We start from the raw sequence: 19,246 nt of genomic DNA on the forward strand, positions 1-19,246 counted from the left end.
CGGTATCGCGAGCTGCTAGCACAAAGGGCCTTCGAAAGTTCGTAATATAGAATTAAGAAAATGTTTTATTGATAAGGCCTAATCGATGTAATATAATAATAAATAGCGATAAATGCAGATTATTATCAGAAAAAAGGGACAGGTTTGATCTACGATGGATAACCAGAATATAAATGAAAAAAGGATGAGGCAGCTGCGTAGAAAGCAAAGAAGACGCCGCCGGATGATATTGACATTTTTAGGAATTTTACTCGCATACCTTGCGGGTTATATGGTTGGCTCAGGGAAGATGGACCAAACAATAGCCAGTGTTTCCAGCCGGGACACAGTTGACCCGGGCAGCGGGGCCGGCATAGGGAAAGCAGAAAATCCGGTACAGATAGCCAGAAATATGATGAATACGCAGGAGGGAGAAATTACGGTAGCTGCTCCTGAGGATTATTCTGAAGAGGAAGTAATGCAGAAGCTAGAATCTCTGTCAGAGGATGAGAGATATGAGACAATTCTCAATCAGATGAATGAATACCCCTACGAATTGCTGAAAGATTTAGCAAACAACCCTGAAATGGCTTCTTTTGTTGCAAATTATCCAAGTCTGTCGGGAGATTCCGGAAAAGGAAGCATTTCAAAGGAAGAACTAAAAGAAAAATGCCCGCTTTTTTTGCAATGGGATGAACGCTGGGGAGCGTTTACTTATGGAAATGAAAGTATGATAGCTGTGAGCGGATGTGGACCAACAGCACTTTCTATGGTTATTGTAGGCTTGACCCATAATCAGGAGGCAACCCCCGATAATATAGCTGATTTTGCCATGAATAACGGATATTATTTGCAAGGAACAGGCACCAAATGGTCTTTGATGACGGAAGGTGCTGCCGAATATAAAATCAACTCTGAAATGATTCCATCGGATAAGAAAAGGATGGAGCAAAGTCTCGATGAAGGAGGCTTTCTGATATGTTCCATGGGTCAGGGGGATTTTACACTTGCAGGGCATTTTATCGTAATATATGGTTATAACAAAAAGGGCTTTCAGGTTAATGATCCTTTTTGCCTGTACCGAAGCAATCAGGAGTGGACTTATAGCCAGCTTGAGAATCAGATAAAGAGTATATGGGTATTAAAAAATGAAGTATGACCTGGTACTGCTTTGCATTCGAAATTTATGCAAAGGCAGTACTGGTACATTATAACAGAAACTAAAAAATCTCAGAAGCAAAAGATTAAATTCAAGGAGAGCATTATGTGGGATGGCATTATATTTGATTTAGACGGGACCTTGTGGGATGCAACGGACGGAGCAGCAGAGGTCTGGAAAGAGGAAGCCAGGAAATTCGGTGATGTAAAGGATATTATCACAGCGGATAAGTTAAAGGCCCTTTATGGACTGCCGCTGGAGGAGATAGCAGTCAGACTGCTGCCGGGTGCAGAGGAAGAAACAGCTCTTGCTATTATGAGAGAAAGCGTAATAAAGCAGTGTCCATATCTGGAAAAGGATGGAGGGATACTCTATCCCGGACTGATCGATACATTAAAGGAATTGAAGAAGAAATATAAGCTTTTTATTGTAAGCAACTGCGAAGAGGGATACATCCAGTGCTTTTTAAATGCCCATAAGCTGTGGGACATCTTTACGGATTTTGAATATCCTGGCAGAAGCGGACAGTTAAAGGCAGAAAATATAAAAAGCGTTGTAGCTAGAAATGCCCTGCAGAATCCGGTCTATGTAGGAGATACCCTGGGAGATTTTACAGCAGCCGGCAAGGCGGGTGTGCCTTTTATTTATGCCAGATACGGTTTCGGGGAAGTAAAGGACTGTGACAGGGAAATCGACAGCTTTGCCGAGCTTTTAAATTTTTAACGGCATATATTTTTGGTTGACTTATATTGGTTAAATGGGTATACTAAAAGCAGGAAAAGAAATGAATAACGCCAATGATTAAGAGTAGTAATCAGTTTTATCTGCTTTCAGAGAGCCGGCAGAAGGATGCGAACCGGCAGCAGATTCTGCATGAATGGACTTATAGGCTCGGGAGGAAAGGAGAATTCCAAGTAATGCCCGACGGGAGCTTCATCCGTTATCAGCGAAGCATATATTTATGTATATGAAATAAGAGGGCGCTATGCGCCAAACCGGGTGGTACCGCAGAAGCTTATAACTTTTGTCCCAGTAAATATTACAACAGTAATATGCTGAGGCAAAAGTTCTTTTTATGTCAGGAAACTTATTTCTGCTTGTATGATAATTCAGGCATATCAAACCGGAGATTTGGTTTTATGAAAGGAGATTAAAATGTTAGACGGAAAGAAAGTATTATTCAGCGGAATGCAGGCAACAGGGAACATTACCCTGGGAAATTATATGGGAGCTTTAAAGAATTGGATTGCATTAAATAATGATGAGGCATACCAGTGCCTTTACTGTGTGGTGGATCTTCATTCCCTTACCATAAGGCAGGATCCGGCAGAGCTGAGAAAGAGGGCCAGAACCCTTCTGAGCCTTTATATTGCCGCCGGCCTGGACCCGGTTAAAAACTGCATTTATTATCAGTCCCACGTATCAGGGCATGCAGAGCTCAGCTGGATATTAAACTGCTTTACCTATATGGGAGAATTAAACCGGATGACCCAGTTCAAGGATAAGGCAGCCAAGCATGCGGACAATATCAATGCCGGCCTTTTTACCTATCCGGTTCTTATGGCAGCGGATATCCTTTTATTCCAGACAGACGTTGTTCCCGTTGGAATTGACCAGAAGCAGCATCTGGAAATAACCAGGGACATTGCGGAGCGCTTCAACAGTATCTATGGAGATGTATTCACCATACCCGAACCCTACATCGGAAAAATCGGAGCAAAGATCATGAGCCTTCAGGAGCCGGATAAGAAAATGTCCAAATCCGATGAGAATGTCAATGCAACAATTTACCTGATGGATGATGCGGATACCGTTATCCGCAAATTTAAGAGAGCAATAACGGATTCCGATAATGAAATCCGCTATACAGACGATAAACCCGGAATCAAGAACCTTATTGATATCTATTCTGCTGTTAACGACAAGACGCCTGCTGAAGTTGAAAAGGAATTTGACGGTAAAGGCTATGGGGATTTTAAGCTGGCAGTAGGAGAAGCTGTAAATACCGTTTTACGTCCCATACATGCAAGGATGGAGGAACTTACAAAGGATAAGGCTTATGTGGACGGCATCATTAAGGATAACGCAGAAAAAGCCAATTATTATGCGACCAAGACCTTGAGAAAGGTACAGAAAAAAATCGGACTTCCTGAAAGAATACGTTAAAAAGAATTAACAGGGTAAATTACAAAAAACTAAAAGACATAAATCACGTAGTATTAAGAAATGTCAAAAGTTAAATGACAATGCCACTCCATAGAATGCTGATATAAAAAAGGATAGAAGTTTATGAAAATAGTTTTCTTGGAAACCGATTCATTAGGTGATGATGTGGATTTATCCATCTTCGATTCCCTGGGAGAAGTTATTAAGTACAATAAAAGTGAGACAGATAAGAACAGTACCAGGATAAAGGAAGCTGACATACTCGTGGTCAATAAAATCCCCATGAAGGAAGAAAACCTGAAGGAAGCAAAGAATTTAAAGCTGATCTGCATCACGGGTACCGGGACTAACATGGTTGATTTTCCTTATGTGAATGGGAGAGGAATTGCTGTGGCCAATGTGAAGGGCTATTCTACACAGTCAGTTGTCCAGCACACCTTTGCACTGCTTTTCTATCTTTATGAGAAGCTGAGCCATTACGATGCTTTTGTAAAATCAGGAGGCTACGTAAGAAGCGATATTTTCAGCTGTTTTGATGAGAAATTCAATGAGCTTTACGGCAAGACCTGGGGAATCATAGGGTTGGGAGATATCGGAAAGGGTGTAGCCGGCATAGCCGGGGCCTTTGGCTGCAAGGTGGTATATTACTCCACCTCCGGCAGGAATCAAAATAAGGAATATACCAGAGTGGATTTTGACACCCTTTTAAAAAAATCGGATATCATATCCATTCATGCACCCTTAAATAAGGATACGGAAAATCTGATAGGTGAAGAAGCTCTTTCCAAAATGAAACCCTCAGCCCTCCTTTTAAATCTGGGAAGAGGGCAGATTATTGATGAGGCAGCCCTTTACAGAGCCTTGTCGGAGGGCTGGATTGCAGGAGCAGGGCTGGATGTATTAAGGCAGGAGCCAATGGCTGCGGATAATCCGCTGCTTGCCATACAGGACAGCAAAAGGCTCATTATCACCCCCCATATCGCCTGGGCAACTGTAGAAGCCAGAAAACGGTGTGTGGAGGAAGTATTGGAAAACATGAAGGCTTTCTTAAGAGGAGAAGAGCGGAATATTGTGAAACAGTGATGGTTTATATTTCAGCCTGCAGTAATACATATATCGATAGCTATGTATTACTGCAGGCTTTATTATTGTGGCATTTTCAATCAACTCCCCATGCCTTTCCAGAACGCCGCAAAATTGTGCCGAGGATTTCGCGGGCACAATTCAGCAGCTTTGATATATCACCCATATATAAATAAAACAGTTATAATCCTAAAGGCTCCAAGGTTGAAATTTACAAAAGTTAAAAATGTTGCAATGTTATCAAAAACGTGTTAACATAATGACAAATCAGCGTTGAAAATCGAAGAAGTATGAGGGGGAATTAGAAAAAGAAATAATATATAAACTTTTGATGAGATTTTGCTATAATCTCACACATTTGCATTAATTACCTAAAAGGAATCAAATCTGGAACATATATGAAAGGGTTTATATTGGATGAAACGAGCAAAAATACAGGATATCGCTGACTTACTGAATATTTCCAGAGTAACAGTCTGGAAAGTCTTTAATAATAAAGAGGGTGTCTCAGAGGACATGAGACGGAAGGTGCTGGAATGTGCAGCCGAGCTGAACTTTCAACCATCTAAATTGCAGGAAGCAGGTTTTTCGTTTCCTTTAAAGAAACAGGCATTGGTATCGGTGGTAGTATCACGTCCGGAAACATCGGTATTCTGGATGAAAATTATTCATCAGCTGGCAGAAGAATTTTCTAATACCGGAATTGGTTTAATGTACACTTACCTTCCGGCAGAGATTCCGGACGGGTATATACTGCCTCAGTCTTTGATGGATGGGAGTATTCAGGGAATTATTATTATGAATGTATATGATAAGACTGCCCTCAGCTTGCTGAATGAATTGTCACTTCCAAAGGTATTTCTGGATATTGTTACGGATATGTCAATTGAATCCTTAAACGGTGACATTCTGCTTCTGGAAGGCAGGGATAGTATTAAGGAAATCGTTACATCTTTGGCCAATAAGGGACATAAGCGTATCGGCTTTATTGGTGATATACAATATGCAAAAACCAATATGGAAAGATATGAAGGATATGTATCGGCAATGTATCAGATGGGAATACCAATAGAGCCGAATATTTGTTATACCGGCAACATGACAGTGAAAACATATGTTGAAATAATCGAGGAATTTATGAACAAGATAGAGCAGCTGCCGGATGCGTTTGTATGTGTAAATGACCATGCTGCAAATATGCTGGTACAGTATTTGGAAAGCCATGGCTATCGGGTCCCGGAGGATGTTGCCGTGTCCGGTTATGATGATAATAATGAGTTCATATATACAAAAAATTTAACGACGGTTCAGGTTAATAATTCTCAAATTGCCAAGCGCCTGGCAAAGCAGCTGCTATACCGGATAGATAATTTGGAAGATCCCTATGAGATAACCTATATACGCACAAAGGTCATCTATAGGAATTCTACCAGCATATAATATTAGGGATAAGCTCTGGAAAAGTACAAAAATGATAAAAAGTACTCTTTCCAGGGCTTTTTTTTGTCTAAGTTTATTTGACATTATATTCAGATTGTGATAATATTACGTTAAAATGTTGCTTTAAATGTTAATAATGTTAATAATATTGTGATATTGAAAAAATGATTTTACTTTTAAGAATTAGAAAGAGGTTGCTATGAATAAAACAGAATGGCAAGACCCGCAATTCTTGCAAAAAGGCAGAGAAAAGGAAAGAGCGTATTTCATTCCGTATCATAACATGGATACGGCATTGCAGGGAATTAAGGAGCAATCTGGCGCTTATGAATTATTGAATGGTACCTGGGAGTTTAAGTATTATGAGAAATATTACGAGGTACCGGATGTAATTGAACAGTGGGACAGTATTCCGGTTCCGTCGAATTGGCAGATGTATGGGTATGATAAGCCATACTATACCAATGTAAATTATCCGCACCCTGTAGATCCTCCTTATGTACCGGATGATAATCCATGCGGGGTATATAAAAGAATATTTCATGTGGATAAAAACTGGCTGGTAAGAGAGACCTATCTTGTGCTGGAAGGAGTTAACTCCTGCTATTATCTTTCTGTGAACGGTGTGGAGATTGGGTATAGCCAGTGCAGCCATATGCCGGCTGAATTTCGGTTAACTCCGTTTCTAAAGGAGGGTGATAACGAGTTAATGGTCAAGGTGCTGAAATGGTGTGACGGGAGTTATCTGGAAGACCAGGACTTCTTTCGGTTATCCGGCATCTTTCGGGATGTGTATCTGCTATCCAGAGGCAGAAATCATATTAGGGATATTGAGATAAACAGTGATCTGTCCAGTGTTACAGCCAGAATCAATACCGTTAACTATCAAAATGACGGCGAAGAGGAACCTGTGTGGAGCAGCCTTTATGATGATGGTATTCTTATTGAGAAGAAAAAAGTGATTGACGGTGCAGTTACATTTACAGTAGATAATCCCAGGCTTTGGACGGCGGAGACCCCCAATCTGTATACCCTGGTATTTCAGATGCAAGACGAATTCATACCGATTCAAACAGGCTTCCGGACGATTGCAGCAACGAACAGAGGGGAATTGCTTATCAACGGTACCTCGGTGAAGCTAAAAGGCGTGAATCATCACGATACCCATCCGACCAATGGGCATGTAATGTCACTGGAGGATATTCGCAAAGACCTTATTACAATGAAGCGGTTAAATATTAATACAATACGTACCTCTCATTATCCGCCCACATCGGAATTCCTGCAATTATGCAATCAATATGGCTTTTATGTTGTGGATGAAGCGGATTTAGAAATGCATGGCTTTGTTTCCAAGATAACGGGCTGGGAATACAAGGCCTATGCAAAAGACTGGCTTACGGATGACCCGCTGTGGGAAGAAGCTTTGCTGGAAAGAATAAGAAGGATGGTTGAAAGGGATAAAAATCATCCCTGCGTTATTATGTGGTCTTTGGGAAATGAGTCCGGTTATGGCTCTCACTATGACAAAATGTGTGAATGGATCAGGAGCAGGGACCAGGTCAGGTTAATACATAACGAAAGAGCTAATATGGTGGATAATCCTCCCTGTGTGGACGTTGTCAGCTACATGTATGTGGACTTGCAGACCCTGGAGAAGGAAGGGAAAGAGAAGGATAAACGTCCGTATTTTCTTTGCGAATATTCTCATGCAATGGGAAATGGCCCGGGAGATTTAAAAGACTATATGGATGTGTTTTACCGTTATCCAAGGCTGATTGGCGGATGCATCTGGGAATGGGCGGACCATACGGTGCTAAAAGATGGAAAATATTATTATGGCGGAGATTTCGGGGAAGCTACCCATGACGGGAATTTCTGCGCGGATGGTCTGGTTTTTGCAGACCGAAGCCTGAAAGCCGGCTCCCTGGAAGCAAAAGCTGCCTACCAATATATGAAAGCAGAATTGGTAGAGGGGACTTGCGGTAAGCTTATTGTAACAAATCTGCATAATTTTACCAATCTGAAAGAATTCAGATTAAAATGGGAACTGACAAGGGACGGGGAAGCGGTGGACCAGGGAGAAGTGTTTCTGGATTTGGAACCTCACCAGTCCAAGGAGATAGTACTGGGGTACAGCCTTCCGGCTGACTGCAGACTGGGCTGTTTTCTGAATCTTACGCTGGTAAAGCTTCATGACTGCGGGTGGGCCGAGGCAGGTTATGAAACTGCCATGGTACAGCTTGCCTTACCTGAAGTCCAAGCTGACAGCTGGTTTTATAAAGCCGATAAGGAAAACCTCCAAGCCTCCCGGGCAGACTTTCGGATAGAGGAAAACAAGGATGTTTTAAAAATCCATTGCAGTGATGACAGTGAATACAGCTTCGACAAGAATAGAGGGAAGCTTCTTGGCATCAGAGCAAAGGGGCAGGACCTTCTGACGGAAGAGGCAAAGCTTACCGCGTGGAGAGCACCGACGGATAATGACAGGCATATAAAACACCGGTGGGGACTGTTTGCAGATAATATCAGCGCCTGGAATATGAACCGGCTGTTTCACAAGTGTTATCAGCTGGAATGGAAAGAATGCGGGGAAGGGGTTATTACTGTTAACGTAACGGGAAGCCTTGCCGGAGTTGCCAGAGAGCCCTTCGCCAGGTATGAAGCATGCTATACAATAGACTCCCATGGATATTTAACAATTGATATGGATGTAAAAATACACAAGGACTGCATATGGCTCCCGCGATTTGGGTTTGAGTTTGTTTTACCGGAGGAGATGGAACAGATAGAATACTTTGGAAAAGGACCTTATGAAAATTACATTGATATGTGCCATCATGTTAAAACCGGCAGATTTCATTCTACCGTATCAGGGGAATATGTTCCCTATATCATGCCCCAGGAGCATGGCAATCATACCGGTGTGAAATACCTGAAGGTACACAATGACAAAGGGCTTGCCTTAGAATTTTTCTCTGAAAAGGGATTTGAGTGCAATATATCTCACTATAGCTCGGAACAGTTGACAAAAGCTGCCCACAGCCATGAATTGGAACGCGGCAGGCAGACTATAGTCAGAGTGGATTACAAGGTCAGCGGCATTGGTTCTCATAGCTGCGGACCTGAATTAATCGAAAAGTACAGGCTTAGTGAGAAGGAGTTTCGCTTTTCCTTTGGCGTTCATGCTGCCTCCATAAAGTAAAAATAAAAGCACTGTCGCTTTCTTTCATATTGTATGAAAGTGACAGGGCTTTTTAATTTGGCTACGCCAATCAGCGGCCACATAAAAAAACAAAAAGCAGGGAGAATACACTTATGAAATCATTTTTGGAAGAGTTGGTATCAATTGTTCCCAATGAAAACCAAATCAATTGGCAGAAGCTTGAGTATACGGCTTTTTTTCATTACGGGATGAATAGCTTTACGGACCGGGAATGGGGAACGGGAAAAGAGGAGGCATCCTTCTTTTGCCCGAAGGACCTGAATACGGACCAGTGGTGTGAAGTATTAAAAAAGGCGGAAATAAAGACATGTATTATAACGGCAAAGCACCATGACGGCTTTTGTCTTTGGAATACGGAATATACGGAGCATTCGGTCATGCACAGTCCGCTGAAACGGGATATTGTGGCTGAGCTAGCCGCATCCTGTGAAAAATACGGAATTAAAATGGGGATTTATTTATCGCCCTGGGACAGGCATGAACCTGCTTATGGCAGCGGGAAGGAATACAATGATTTTTTCTGCGGACAGTTGACCGAATTGTTAACAAGATATGGCAGACTATATAGTGTCTGGTTTGATGGTGCCTGCGGTGAAGGAGCAAACGGTAAAAAACAGGAATATGACTGGAAACGTTATTATGATTTGATACGAAAATTGCAGCCGGAAGCGGTTATTTCGGTATGCGGACCGGATGTGCGCTGGTGCGGAAATGAAGCCGGTGATTGCAGGGAATCTGAATGGAGCGTTGTACCGGCGGAGGTTTTCTCACAATCGGATATTATGGAGAATTCTCAAAAGGATGATAATGCTGTATTTCGAAAGCAGGGGCTGGATCAACAGACGAGAAATCTTGGAAGCCGGGATATTGTAAAGAAAGCAGATAAGCTGATCTGGTATCCGGCGGAGGTGAATGTATCTATCCGTCCCGGATGGTTTTATCATCCATCAGAAGACCACCTTGTAAAGCCCTTAAGCCATTTAAAGCATATTTATCTTAATTCTGTGGGGGGAAACAGCGTATTGCTGCTAAATATACCGCCTCATAAGGACGGGTATATTGCACGGTTTGATGAAGAGCGGCTGACGGAATTGGGAAGCTTTATCAGGACAGCCTTTCAAAAGAACTATGGGGAACAAGCCTTATTAAAAGCATCAGCATCGGAGCCGGGAAGTGATGTTCATAATGTTGTAAAGGAGGACGAAGCATACTGGAAGGCAATTGATAATTGCAGTTCCTGTGAAATTGATATAACACTGAACGAACCCGCTGTAATTCAATATGTTATACTCCAGGAGCAAATCAGGCAGAGCCAGAGAGTGGAGGGCTTTGAAATTTGGGCGGAGGACGAAAAGCATGTCAGCCGCAGGATTTATAGCGGAACTACCATTGGCTATAAAAAGATATGCGAGATAACCCCGGCCAGAATTACGGCATTGAAAATTGTTTTTAGTGAATACCGTGCAGCTCCGGTTATACGGTTTATAGGGATATATTAAGATAATAAATTCAAATTATTGATATTTTAGGCAACATACGTTAAATAAAATAAACATTAATACTACCATATAGTAAATGGAAACAATTATAGAATATGCATAAAAAAGTATTCTTGTCCATGTTGGGCTTATAAAGATTGGGCGAAAAACATATAAAATAAATTCTAAAACAAAATTTTTTAGTGATAATTTTAAAAATCATATTGACATGAAGAGGGTTATAGATTAAAATGATGTTAACGATTTGAAAAATACGTTAATATAAATGTTAAGTAAAAATTCTTTATAGTAATACATAGGTTGTTATATTCGATTGTTGTTTGATTAACATTATTGCCGTATTGTTTATTTTGTTGCGTGGTTTACAGATTATGAAAGGCAGAGGTATTAATATGAAAAAAGATTCCCAAAAGAAAAGAATAAAAAGAAGGCGCTGGTCCAAGGATGATACCCAATTATCTTTGTTAGCTATGCCTACCTTTGTATGGTATGTATTATTTAGTTATTTACCTATGTTTGGTGTAATAATTGCTTTTAAAAATTACAGGATTACCGCCGGCAAGGGGTTTTTATACAATCTGTATCACAGTGCCTGGACAGGGACCGGTAATTTCGCATATATGTTTAAATCCAACAGTTTTGCAATCCTGCTGCGTAATACGATCCTGTACAATATCGTGTTTGTTATATTAGGTATTCTGATACCGGTAACATTGGCAGTCATGCTCAGTCTGGTGCACAGCAAGTTTAAATCCAAGGTTTACCAGACCTGTATGTTCTTTCCTCATTTCTTATCATGGGTAGTCGTAAGCTATTTTGTTTTCTCATTCCTCAGTGCAGACAAAGGAATATTAAATCATATACTGGAAGCCTTTGGACATGAACCGGTCCAATGGTATATGGAACCGAAATACTGGCCCTTTATTCTAATATTTATGAAGATGTGGAAGGGCGTCGGATATGGAACCGTTGTTTATCTGGCCAGTATAACAGGAATTGATTCGACCTATTATGAAGCTGCCGTTATTGACGGCGCTACAAAATGGAAGCAGGTAAAATTTATTACCATACCATTTTTAAAGCCAATCATAATCATGATGTTCATCTTAAATATTGGAAGTATCTTCAGCTCTGATTTCGGACTCTTTTTCCAGGTGACAAGAGGAATACCGGCTTCCCTTTATAATGTATCGTCAACCATTGACACCTATATTTACAACGCAATAAGATCCAATGCACCGATTGGTATGACATCAGCAACGTCACTTTTACAATCTGCCGCCTGCTGTATCACTATTCTTTTAGCTAACTGGATTGTTAAAAAAGTGGATGACGAGTATGCGATTATTTAATCATGACAATATAGAGGAAGGTGAAGAAAGATGTTTCGAAAAAATAAAGAAGAAGAATCAGATTACAAATTAAATCGAATTTCAAAGCCAACAAACTTTTTATTCAATATCATTTTTATCATTTGTGCTTCCGTAGCCATTGTTCCCTTTTTGTTTGTAATCATGATATCCGTATCATCAAAGCAATCCATTGCAAAATGGGGATACCAGTTCATTCCTAAGAGTTTTTCTCTTGACGCCTATTTGTTCCTGTGGAATGAGAAGGATACCATATTAGGCGCTTTCGGGATTTCGGTGCTGGTTACCATATTGGGAACAATAATAGGTCTGATACTTACCTCTTCCATGGGATATGTTTTATCCAGAGCTGAGTTCAAACTAAAAGGATTTCTGACCTGGGTCGTGTTTATTCCCATGATATTCAGCGGCGGTATGGTGGCTTCCTATGTAGTGAATATAAATATCCTGCATTTAAAGGATACTATTTGGGCATTGATACTTCCTTTGGCGGTGTCCTCCTACAATGTAGTCATATGCAAGACCTTCTTTAAGACCAGTATACCGGACTCCATTGTAGAAGCTGCGAAAATAGACGGAGCCAATCAGCTGAGTATTTATACAAAGGTCATCCTTCCTATTTCCAAGCCTCTGTTAGCGACAATCGGACTGTTTTTGAGCTTTGGTTATTGGAATGACTGGTTCCAGTCTTCCCTTTATATAAACAATAGCAGCTTAATGTCCTTACAGGCTATATTGAACAATATTCAAAAGAATGTGGAATTTCTGGCGAACAACCCTTCTGCGGGCTTATCCCTTCAGGAGTATAAGAACATGATTCCCGGGGAGTCGGCAAGAATGGCAATTGCAGTATTGATTGTAGTGCCCATTGCATGTGCCTATCCGTTTTTCCAAAGGTATTTCGTCTCAGGATTAACTATTGGCTCAGTAAAAGGGTAAAGTTGATTGCCTGCAGCATTAGGAAGATTTATAAAAGTATTTATACTTTAATAAATAAATATCAAACAAAATAGGAGGTATAGGTTTTTATGAAAAGAAAAATCGCTTTGTTACTATCACTCGTACTTATCCTCAGTACAATCTTTGCCGGATGCTCCAAAGAGAATACAAAGAATTCCGGCAATCAGGGAACTGCCAACGGAGCAGCAACCACAACACCCGACGGAAAAGATAACAGCACTTCCGGTGATAAGGTAGTCACCTTAAAGTGGATTACTGTCGGAAGCGGTATGCCGGATAATTACGATGCATGGCTGGCTAAAATCAATCCTTATCTGGAGGAGAAAATTGGCGTTAACATCGACATGGAAGTTGTATCCTGGGGAGACTGGGGAAACAGAAGAAATATTATCGTTAACTCCGGTGAATATTTCGATATTCTCTTCACGGATGGAAGTAACTTTTCCAGCGATGTTGCTTTAGGAGCTTACTATGATATGAAAGATATACTTAAAACAAGCGCTCCTGATTTATATTCATATATTCCGGAAAACTACTGGAGTGCTGTTTCCGTTAACGGAGGCATTTACGGTATTCCTACTTACAAAGATTCCTCTATGTCTAATTATATCGTATGGGATAAGGCAATGGCTGCCAAGTATGGCATTGATTATTCAAATATCCATACATTAGACGCTCTTACGGAGCCTTTAAAGAAAATTACCGAAGGTGAAGGTGCACCTGCTTTCCCTATGGATCAGAACGGACTTAGCATGGTTACGAGCTTATATGATGGCGTAGGCCTTGGAATTCCTGCCATCGGTGTAAAATTTGATGACCAGAACCACAAAGTAGTAAATACACTGGAACAGGAAGATGTTTTATCACAGCTGAAGACTCTTCACAGCTGGTATAAAGACGGCATTATCAATTCAGATGCACCTACGACCTCTGAATCTCCTACTTATAAGAGTGTAAGCATTGCACAGGGATGGCCCTCTGCTGCTAAAACTACCTGGGGACCTAACATGGGTGTGGAAGCAGACGCTGTTCAGATCAACGACACAATCGTATCCAATGAAACAGTACGTGGTTCTGTGAATGCTATTTATTCCGGTTCCAAATATCCTGAGAAATGCCTGGAATTCTTACAGCTTGTAAACCTGGATCCGAAGGTCAGAGACGCTTTCTATTATGGCGTTGAGGGAGAGAACTTTAAATATACGGATGACGGCAAAATCGATAAGATTAATTCAGACTGGAAGATGGCAGGATATACACAGGGAACATTCTTTACCGTATCTCAGCTGACAACCGATACAGTAAATCAATGGGATGAAGTTAAGAAATTAAACGAAAGCGCAAAACCTTCCGTTTTATTAGGATTTAATGCAGATACCTCCAAGATTCAGAACGAACTTGCTAACTGCAGGGAAGTATATAACAAATATAAGAGTGAGCTCTTAACAGGTGCTTCTGATCCGGCAGAGTCCGTGTCAAAAATCACAAAAGAGTTAAAAGCAGGCGGGATTGATACAATTATTTCAGAAGTACAGAGTCAGATTGATGCATATTATAAGAAATAATTAATAGGTTATTAAAATTAAACGGGCTGTTACAAAATACAGACGGAAAGTTCGCGTTGAAATTTTGCAATGGCCCGTTTAATGTCTGAGAAAGGTAAAAACGGAAATTTCGAACCCTTGAAAATACATTGGAATATTTAGTTCCACGAAAACCAATTGTAAGATAGATCATACTGAAAACGCCATAGAGCAGCGGTACTTGATAGCATAATGGAGGAAGTGTGAAAGAAAAGCGCTTTCACATTCCATTATTTATGGCAGTACCGCAGACCTGTCTGCGGTATGCAATGGGAGCAAGAGTGAAAGAAAATAACATTTTGAAAGGATGCCACTTACAGATTCTTTCACTCATTTTTATTTAAGGCAGTATCGCAGGCTTGCCTGCGATATACAATGGGAATAAAATATGAATAAAATTATTGGAAGAGAAAATAATAATCTTCCGTGGCAGGATAAACCGGAAGGGTACCAGCATCCCGTATGGCGATACAATGCAAATCCTATTATCGGAAGAGAAGCGATACCGACATCAAACAGCGTATTTAACAGTGCGGTAGTACCCTTTGAGGGTGGGTTTGCAGGCGTGTTCCGATGCGACAGCAGAGCCGTAACCATGGATATCTATACAGGATTTAGCAAAGACGGAATCCATTGGGACATAAATCCCGAACCAATTGAATTCACCGGTGAGGATGAAGAAATCACTAAGAAAGTTTACCGTTACGATCCGAGAGTTTGCTATATGGAAGACCGGTATTATATTACCTGGTGCAATGGGTACCACGGACCGACCATTGGAGTTGGATATACCTTCGATTTTAAGACCTTTGTCCAATTGGAAAATGCTTTCCTGCCCTTTAATCGAAACGGAGTTCTTTTCCCGAGAAGAATTAACGGAAAATATGCCATGTTAAGCCGCCCCAGTGATAACGGACATACACCCTTTGGAGATATCTACTACAGCCAAAGTAATGATATGGAATATTGGGGACATCACCGTTATGTTATGGGAACCACTCAATTCGAGGCTTCCGGCTGGCAGGCAACAAAGATTGGCGCCGGAGCTACTCCCATAGAAACGGAAGAGGGCTGGCTGCTCATATACCACGGTGTACTGGCAACCTGCAACGGCTTCGTTTACCGTATGGGCTGTGCTATGCTTGATATAGATAACCCCTGGAAGGTAAAGAAAAGAACAAAGAGTTATATCCTGGCTCCTCAGGAATTATATGAAACCACCGGGGATGTTCCCAATGTCATATTCCCGTGTGCAGCCTTAACCGATGAAAAAACCGGAAGAATTGCAATTTATTATGGCGGTGCCGATACCGTAGTCGGTTTGGCTTTTACAACCGTTGATGAGCTGATGGCAGCCATGGAGGATGTGTAACTTCTGAAACTATCCGTTAATTTATTATTATGAGGCATCCTGTATACATGATATAATGAAGGAAAATAATAGAAGATGTGGGGATACGTATTATGAAAAAGCCATACATAATAGGAATTGCCGGAGGCAGTGCCAGTGGAAAATCTACATTAAGCGATAAACTGGAGAAGCAGTTAAACCAGTATACTAAAATTAAGAAACGGGCATAGGAGGCGTCTATGGTATTTTTAGATAAGAGAATTCGTGTGATTTGTGATGAATTAAAAAAACTGTCAGTAGTTCAAAAAGTTCCGGTAGATGACTGGAAATATAAGAAGGGTAATTATGTGTATCCCAGGGATGCCGAGGAAGCAAAGGCAGAATGGGAGCAATTTGATTGTAAGACCATGCACTGGTACGGGCCTGACGAACACTATTGGTTCCGCGGGGAATTTACGGTACCTCAGTCTATGGAAGGCAAAGCGGTATGGATGAATGTAAAAACCCAGATAGAGGAATGGGATGACGGCAAAAATCCGCAGTTCCTGCTATACGTTGACAATACAGCGACTCAGGGAATTGATATGAATCACAGGAGAGTTCTTCTGACAAAGGAAGCTGTTTCAGGTAAGACCTATCACCTGGATCTGCAATCCTATACGGGAACACTGCATAGTGAATTCAACCTGATAGTAGAAATGCTGGAGATCGATCCGAGAATTGAGAAGCTCTATTATGATATCAGTGTTCCTTTAAGCGCCTTTACCCGTATGGAAAAGGATGATAAAGTAAGAAGAGATATTGAGGCGGTATTAAATAACTGTATTAACCTGCTGGATCTTAGGAACCCTTACTCCAAAGAATTCTATGATTCACTGGGGGAAGCGGATGCATATCTGGAAAAAGCTTTGTATGAGGACATGGCAGGCTATGAGGATGTCATTGCCACCTGTATCGGCCACACCCATATTGATGTTGCCTGGTGGTGGACGGTGGAACAGACCAGAGAGAAGGTCGGACGGAGCTTTGCCACGGTATTAAAGCTGATGGAGGAATATCCGAATTATAAATTTATGTCAAGCCAGCCCCAGCTGTATTATTTCCTGAAGGAAAGATATCCGGAGCTTTATGCCAGATTAAAGGAAAGAGTAAAGGAAGGCAGATGGGAACCGGAAGGCGGCATGTGGGTAGAAGCTGACTGTAACCTTACTTCCGGGGAATCTCTGGTGCGCCAGTTCCTGCACGGCAAAAAGTTCTTTAAAGAAGAGTTCGGCGTTGATAACAGAGTATTATGGCTTCCTGACGTCTTTGGTTATTCCGGAGCACTTCCTCAGATCATGAAGAAATCAGGCATTGATTATTTTATGACTACCAAGCTGGCCTGGAATCAGTTTAATAAGATACCCAATGATACCATGTATTGGAAAGGAATCGACGGAACCCAAATCTTTACCCACCTTATTACGACTCTTGGAGTAGGCCAGAGTACGGAGGAATTCTTTACTACCTATAACGGTATGCTTCATCCTGACTCCATTATGGGCGGCTGGACGAGATACCAGAACAAAGATATTAACAATGACATTCTGATTTCCTATGGATACGGAGATGGCGGCGGCGGTCCCACCAGGGAAATGCTGGAGACCTCCATCCGTATGGAAAAAGGGGTGCGCGGCATACCAAAAGTACGCCAGGAATTTGCAGGAACTTATTTTGAGGAATTATTTAATCGTGTAAAGGATAATAAGAGGCTTGCGGTTTGGGAAGGAGAATTTTATTTCGAATACCATAGAGGAACGTATACTTCCATGGCCAGAAATAAGCGTTCCAACCGTAAGAGCGAGCTTATGCTGATGGATCTGGAGCTGCTTTCCGTTCTGTCATTGAAGAACCAGGTACCCTATCCGGCAGAAGAGCTTGACGCCATGTGGAAGAAAGTACTGCTTAACCAATTCCATGATATTTTACCCGGCTCCTCTATCAAAGAGGTATATGAGGTTACAAAGAAGGAATATGCAGAGCTGGCAGAAAAGGCCGGAGCTGCCATTCATAACTGCTTAAGTGAATTAACAGGTGACGGAGAAGGGGTAACCGTATATAACACCCTGGGATTCCTTCGTGATGATATTGTAAATCTGGGTGATATCAATGCAGAGGCTTTAAAGGATACAGAGGGAAATATCTATCCGGTACAAAAATCAGCAGATGGCGCTGTTGCTTACTTAAAAGGAATACCATCAAAGGGCAGCAAGACTTTTGAAACCGTAACCGGCAAGGAAGGAGATAAGCCTTTTTACTTAAAGGGCAATCACCTGGAAACACCTTATTACACCATAGAGCTTGATGAACAGGGCTTATTTACTTCCATCTATGATAAAGAAAACGACCGTGAGGTATTACAGGACGGGCAGCAGGGAAATCTCTTCCGCATGTATGAAGACAAGCCGATTTATTATGATAACTGGGATATTGATATTTTCTATACGGAAAAATTCTGGGATGTAACGGATATTTTCCGCATGGAATGGACGGAAATCGGAGAGGTGCGTGCAACTCTGGAAATCCAGAGAAATATCAGTAGCTCTGTTATCAGGCAGAAGATATATTTCTACGCCCACAGCAGAAGAATTGAGTTCAATACTTATGTTGACTGGAAAGAACACCAGCATTTATTAAAAGTGCATTTCCCTGTTAATATCCACTCCGATGAAGCTTCCTTTGACATTCAATTCGGTAACCTGACCAGGAAAGTACACAGCAATACCAGCTGGGATACTGCCAGATTTGAAAGCTGCGGACATAAATGGATTGATTTATCCGAGGGTCATTATGGTGTCAGCCTGTTAAATGACTGCAAGTACGGTCATTCGGTAAAAGACGGCAATATGGCAATTACCCTTATTAAATCCGGTATTGAACCGAACCCTGCGACAGACCAGGAAGAGCATTACTTTACCTATGCCATTTATCCTCATGCTGAGAACTGGAGAGCTGCCGGTACCGTTTTTGAAGCAGCTAAGCTTAATCAGCCGGCCTACGCAGTGAAGGGTGGTAACCCCGGTGCGGCGTTCTCTTTCGTATCCGTTAATAAACCCAATGTTATGATTGAGACTGTGAAACAGGCAGAAGACGGAGCTGGTGTTATACTTCGTATCTACGAATATGAGAATGCCCTGACGAAAGCGCATATCAGCCTTGCTATGGCACCGGAGATTGTATCCATTGAGGAATGCAATCTGATTGAAGAGGTAATTGAGGCAGTTCCTAAAACAGAGGATGGATTCGATATTGAGATAAAACCTTACGAGATAAAGACTTATAAAGTCAAATTTACGAATTAATATTGATTCGGGTGAATAAGTTAACCTCATTAAATTTGATAGACTTATGATACCCCATTCAATATTTGATTTAATATTTTTGAGTTCTA

At 41.3% G+C, this 19,246-nt stretch carries 14 protein-coding genes and 1 other annotated feature; all 14 genes read left to right on the top strand.

From position 1 onward, the window contains the following. The first annotated feature begins 154 nt into the window (after positions 1-154). Positions 155-1,138 (top strand): C39 family peptidase, encoded by a 984-nt coding sequence (locus tag BUB77_RS05790; RefSeq protein ID WP_084123937.1) that lies wholly within the window; start codon positions 155-157, stop codon positions 1,136-1,138. 105 nt (positions 1,139-1,243) lie between these two features. Next, positions 1,244-1,861, top strand: coding sequence for an HAD family hydrolase (locus tag BUB77_RS05795; RefSeq protein ID WP_073273768.1), 618 nt, complete (start codon positions 1,244-1,246; stop codon positions 1,859-1,861). A gap of 65 nt (positions 1,862-1,926) precedes the next feature. Beyond that, positions 1,927-2,173: a binding site (T-box leader), on the top strand. A 120-nt stretch (positions 2,174-2,293) separates the two neighbouring features. Next, complete coding sequence (gene trpS, locus BUB77_RS05800) at positions 2,294-3,304, top strand: tryptophan--tRNA ligase (RefSeq protein ID WP_073273769.1); 1,011 nt, start codon at positions 2,294-2,296, stop codon at positions 3,302-3,304. Positions 3,305-3,427: 123 nt separating this feature from the next. Beyond that, positions 3,428-4,387, top strand: a complete 960-nt coding sequence (locus BUB77_RS05805; protein ID WP_073273771.1) for a D-2-hydroxyacid dehydrogenase — start codon at positions 3,428-3,430, stop codon at positions 4,385-4,387. A gap of 417 nt (positions 4,388-4,804) precedes the next feature. Further along, positions 4,805-5,827 carry a LacI family DNA-binding transcriptional regulator gene (locus tag BUB77_RS05810; RefSeq protein ID WP_073273773.1) on the top strand — a complete coding sequence of 341 codons (1,023 nt, stop codon included), beginning with the start codon at positions 4,805-4,807 and terminating at the stop codon, positions 5,825-5,827. Positions 5,828-6,026: 199 nt separating this feature from the next. Beyond that, the gene (locus BUB77_RS05815) at positions 6,027-9,032 is read left to right on the top strand and encodes a glycoside hydrolase family 2 TIM barrel-domain containing protein (protein WP_073273775.1); all 3,006 of its coding nucleotides are present in this window, start codon (positions 6,027-6,029) and stop codon (positions 9,030-9,032) included. Positions 9,033-9,145: 113 nt separating this feature from the next. Next, entirely contained in the window at positions 9,146-10,552 is a 1,407-nt protein-coding gene (locus BUB77_RS05820; protein ID WP_073273778.1) for an alpha-L-fucosidase, read from the top strand. Positions 10,553-10,944: 392 nt separating this feature from the next. Then, a complete protein-coding gene (locus BUB77_RS05825; protein ID WP_073273779.1) occupies positions 10,945-11,904 on the top strand; it encodes an ABC transporter permease in 960 nt (319 codons plus the stop codon). A gap of 30 nt (positions 11,905-11,934) precedes the next feature. Further along, positions 11,935-12,861, top strand: a complete 927-nt coding sequence (locus tag BUB77_RS05830) for a carbohydrate ABC transporter permease (protein ID WP_073273781.1) — start codon at positions 11,935-11,937, stop codon at positions 12,859-12,861. An 89-nt stretch (positions 12,862-12,950) separates the two neighbouring features. After that, positions 12,951-14,447, top strand: a complete 1,497-nt coding sequence (locus BUB77_RS05835) for an ABC transporter substrate-binding protein (RefSeq protein ID WP_073273783.1) — start codon at positions 12,951-12,953, stop codon at positions 14,445-14,447. Between the two features lie 221 nt (positions 14,448-14,668). Next, the gene (locus BUB77_RS29805) at positions 14,669-14,809 is read left to right on the top strand and encodes a hypothetical protein (protein WP_170866592.1); all 141 of its coding nucleotides are present in this window, start codon (positions 14,669-14,671) and stop codon (positions 14,807-14,809) included. 44 nt (positions 14,810-14,853) lie between these two features. Then, entirely contained in the window at positions 14,854-15,837 is a 984-nt protein-coding gene (locus tag BUB77_RS05840; RefSeq protein ID WP_073273785.1) for a glycoside hydrolase family 130 protein, read from the top strand. Positions 15,838-15,929: 92 nt separating this feature from the next. Continuing rightward, complete coding sequence (locus BUB77_RS29365) at positions 15,930-16,046, top strand: hypothetical protein (protein WP_139241113.1); 117 nt, start codon at positions 15,930-15,932, stop codon at positions 16,044-16,046. A 9-nt stretch (positions 16,047-16,055) separates the two neighbouring features. Then, positions 16,056-19,157 (top strand): alpha-mannosidase, encoded by a 3,102-nt coding sequence (locus tag BUB77_RS05845; protein ID WP_073273787.1) that lies wholly within the window; start codon positions 16,056-16,058, stop codon positions 19,155-19,157. Positions 19,158-19,246: the final 89 nt, after the last annotated feature.

Source organism: Anaerocolumna jejuensis DSM 15929, from assembly GCF_900142215.1.
Classification (GTDB): domain Bacteria; phylum Bacillota; class Clostridia; order Lachnospirales; family Lachnospiraceae; genus Anaerocolumna; species Anaerocolumna jejuensis.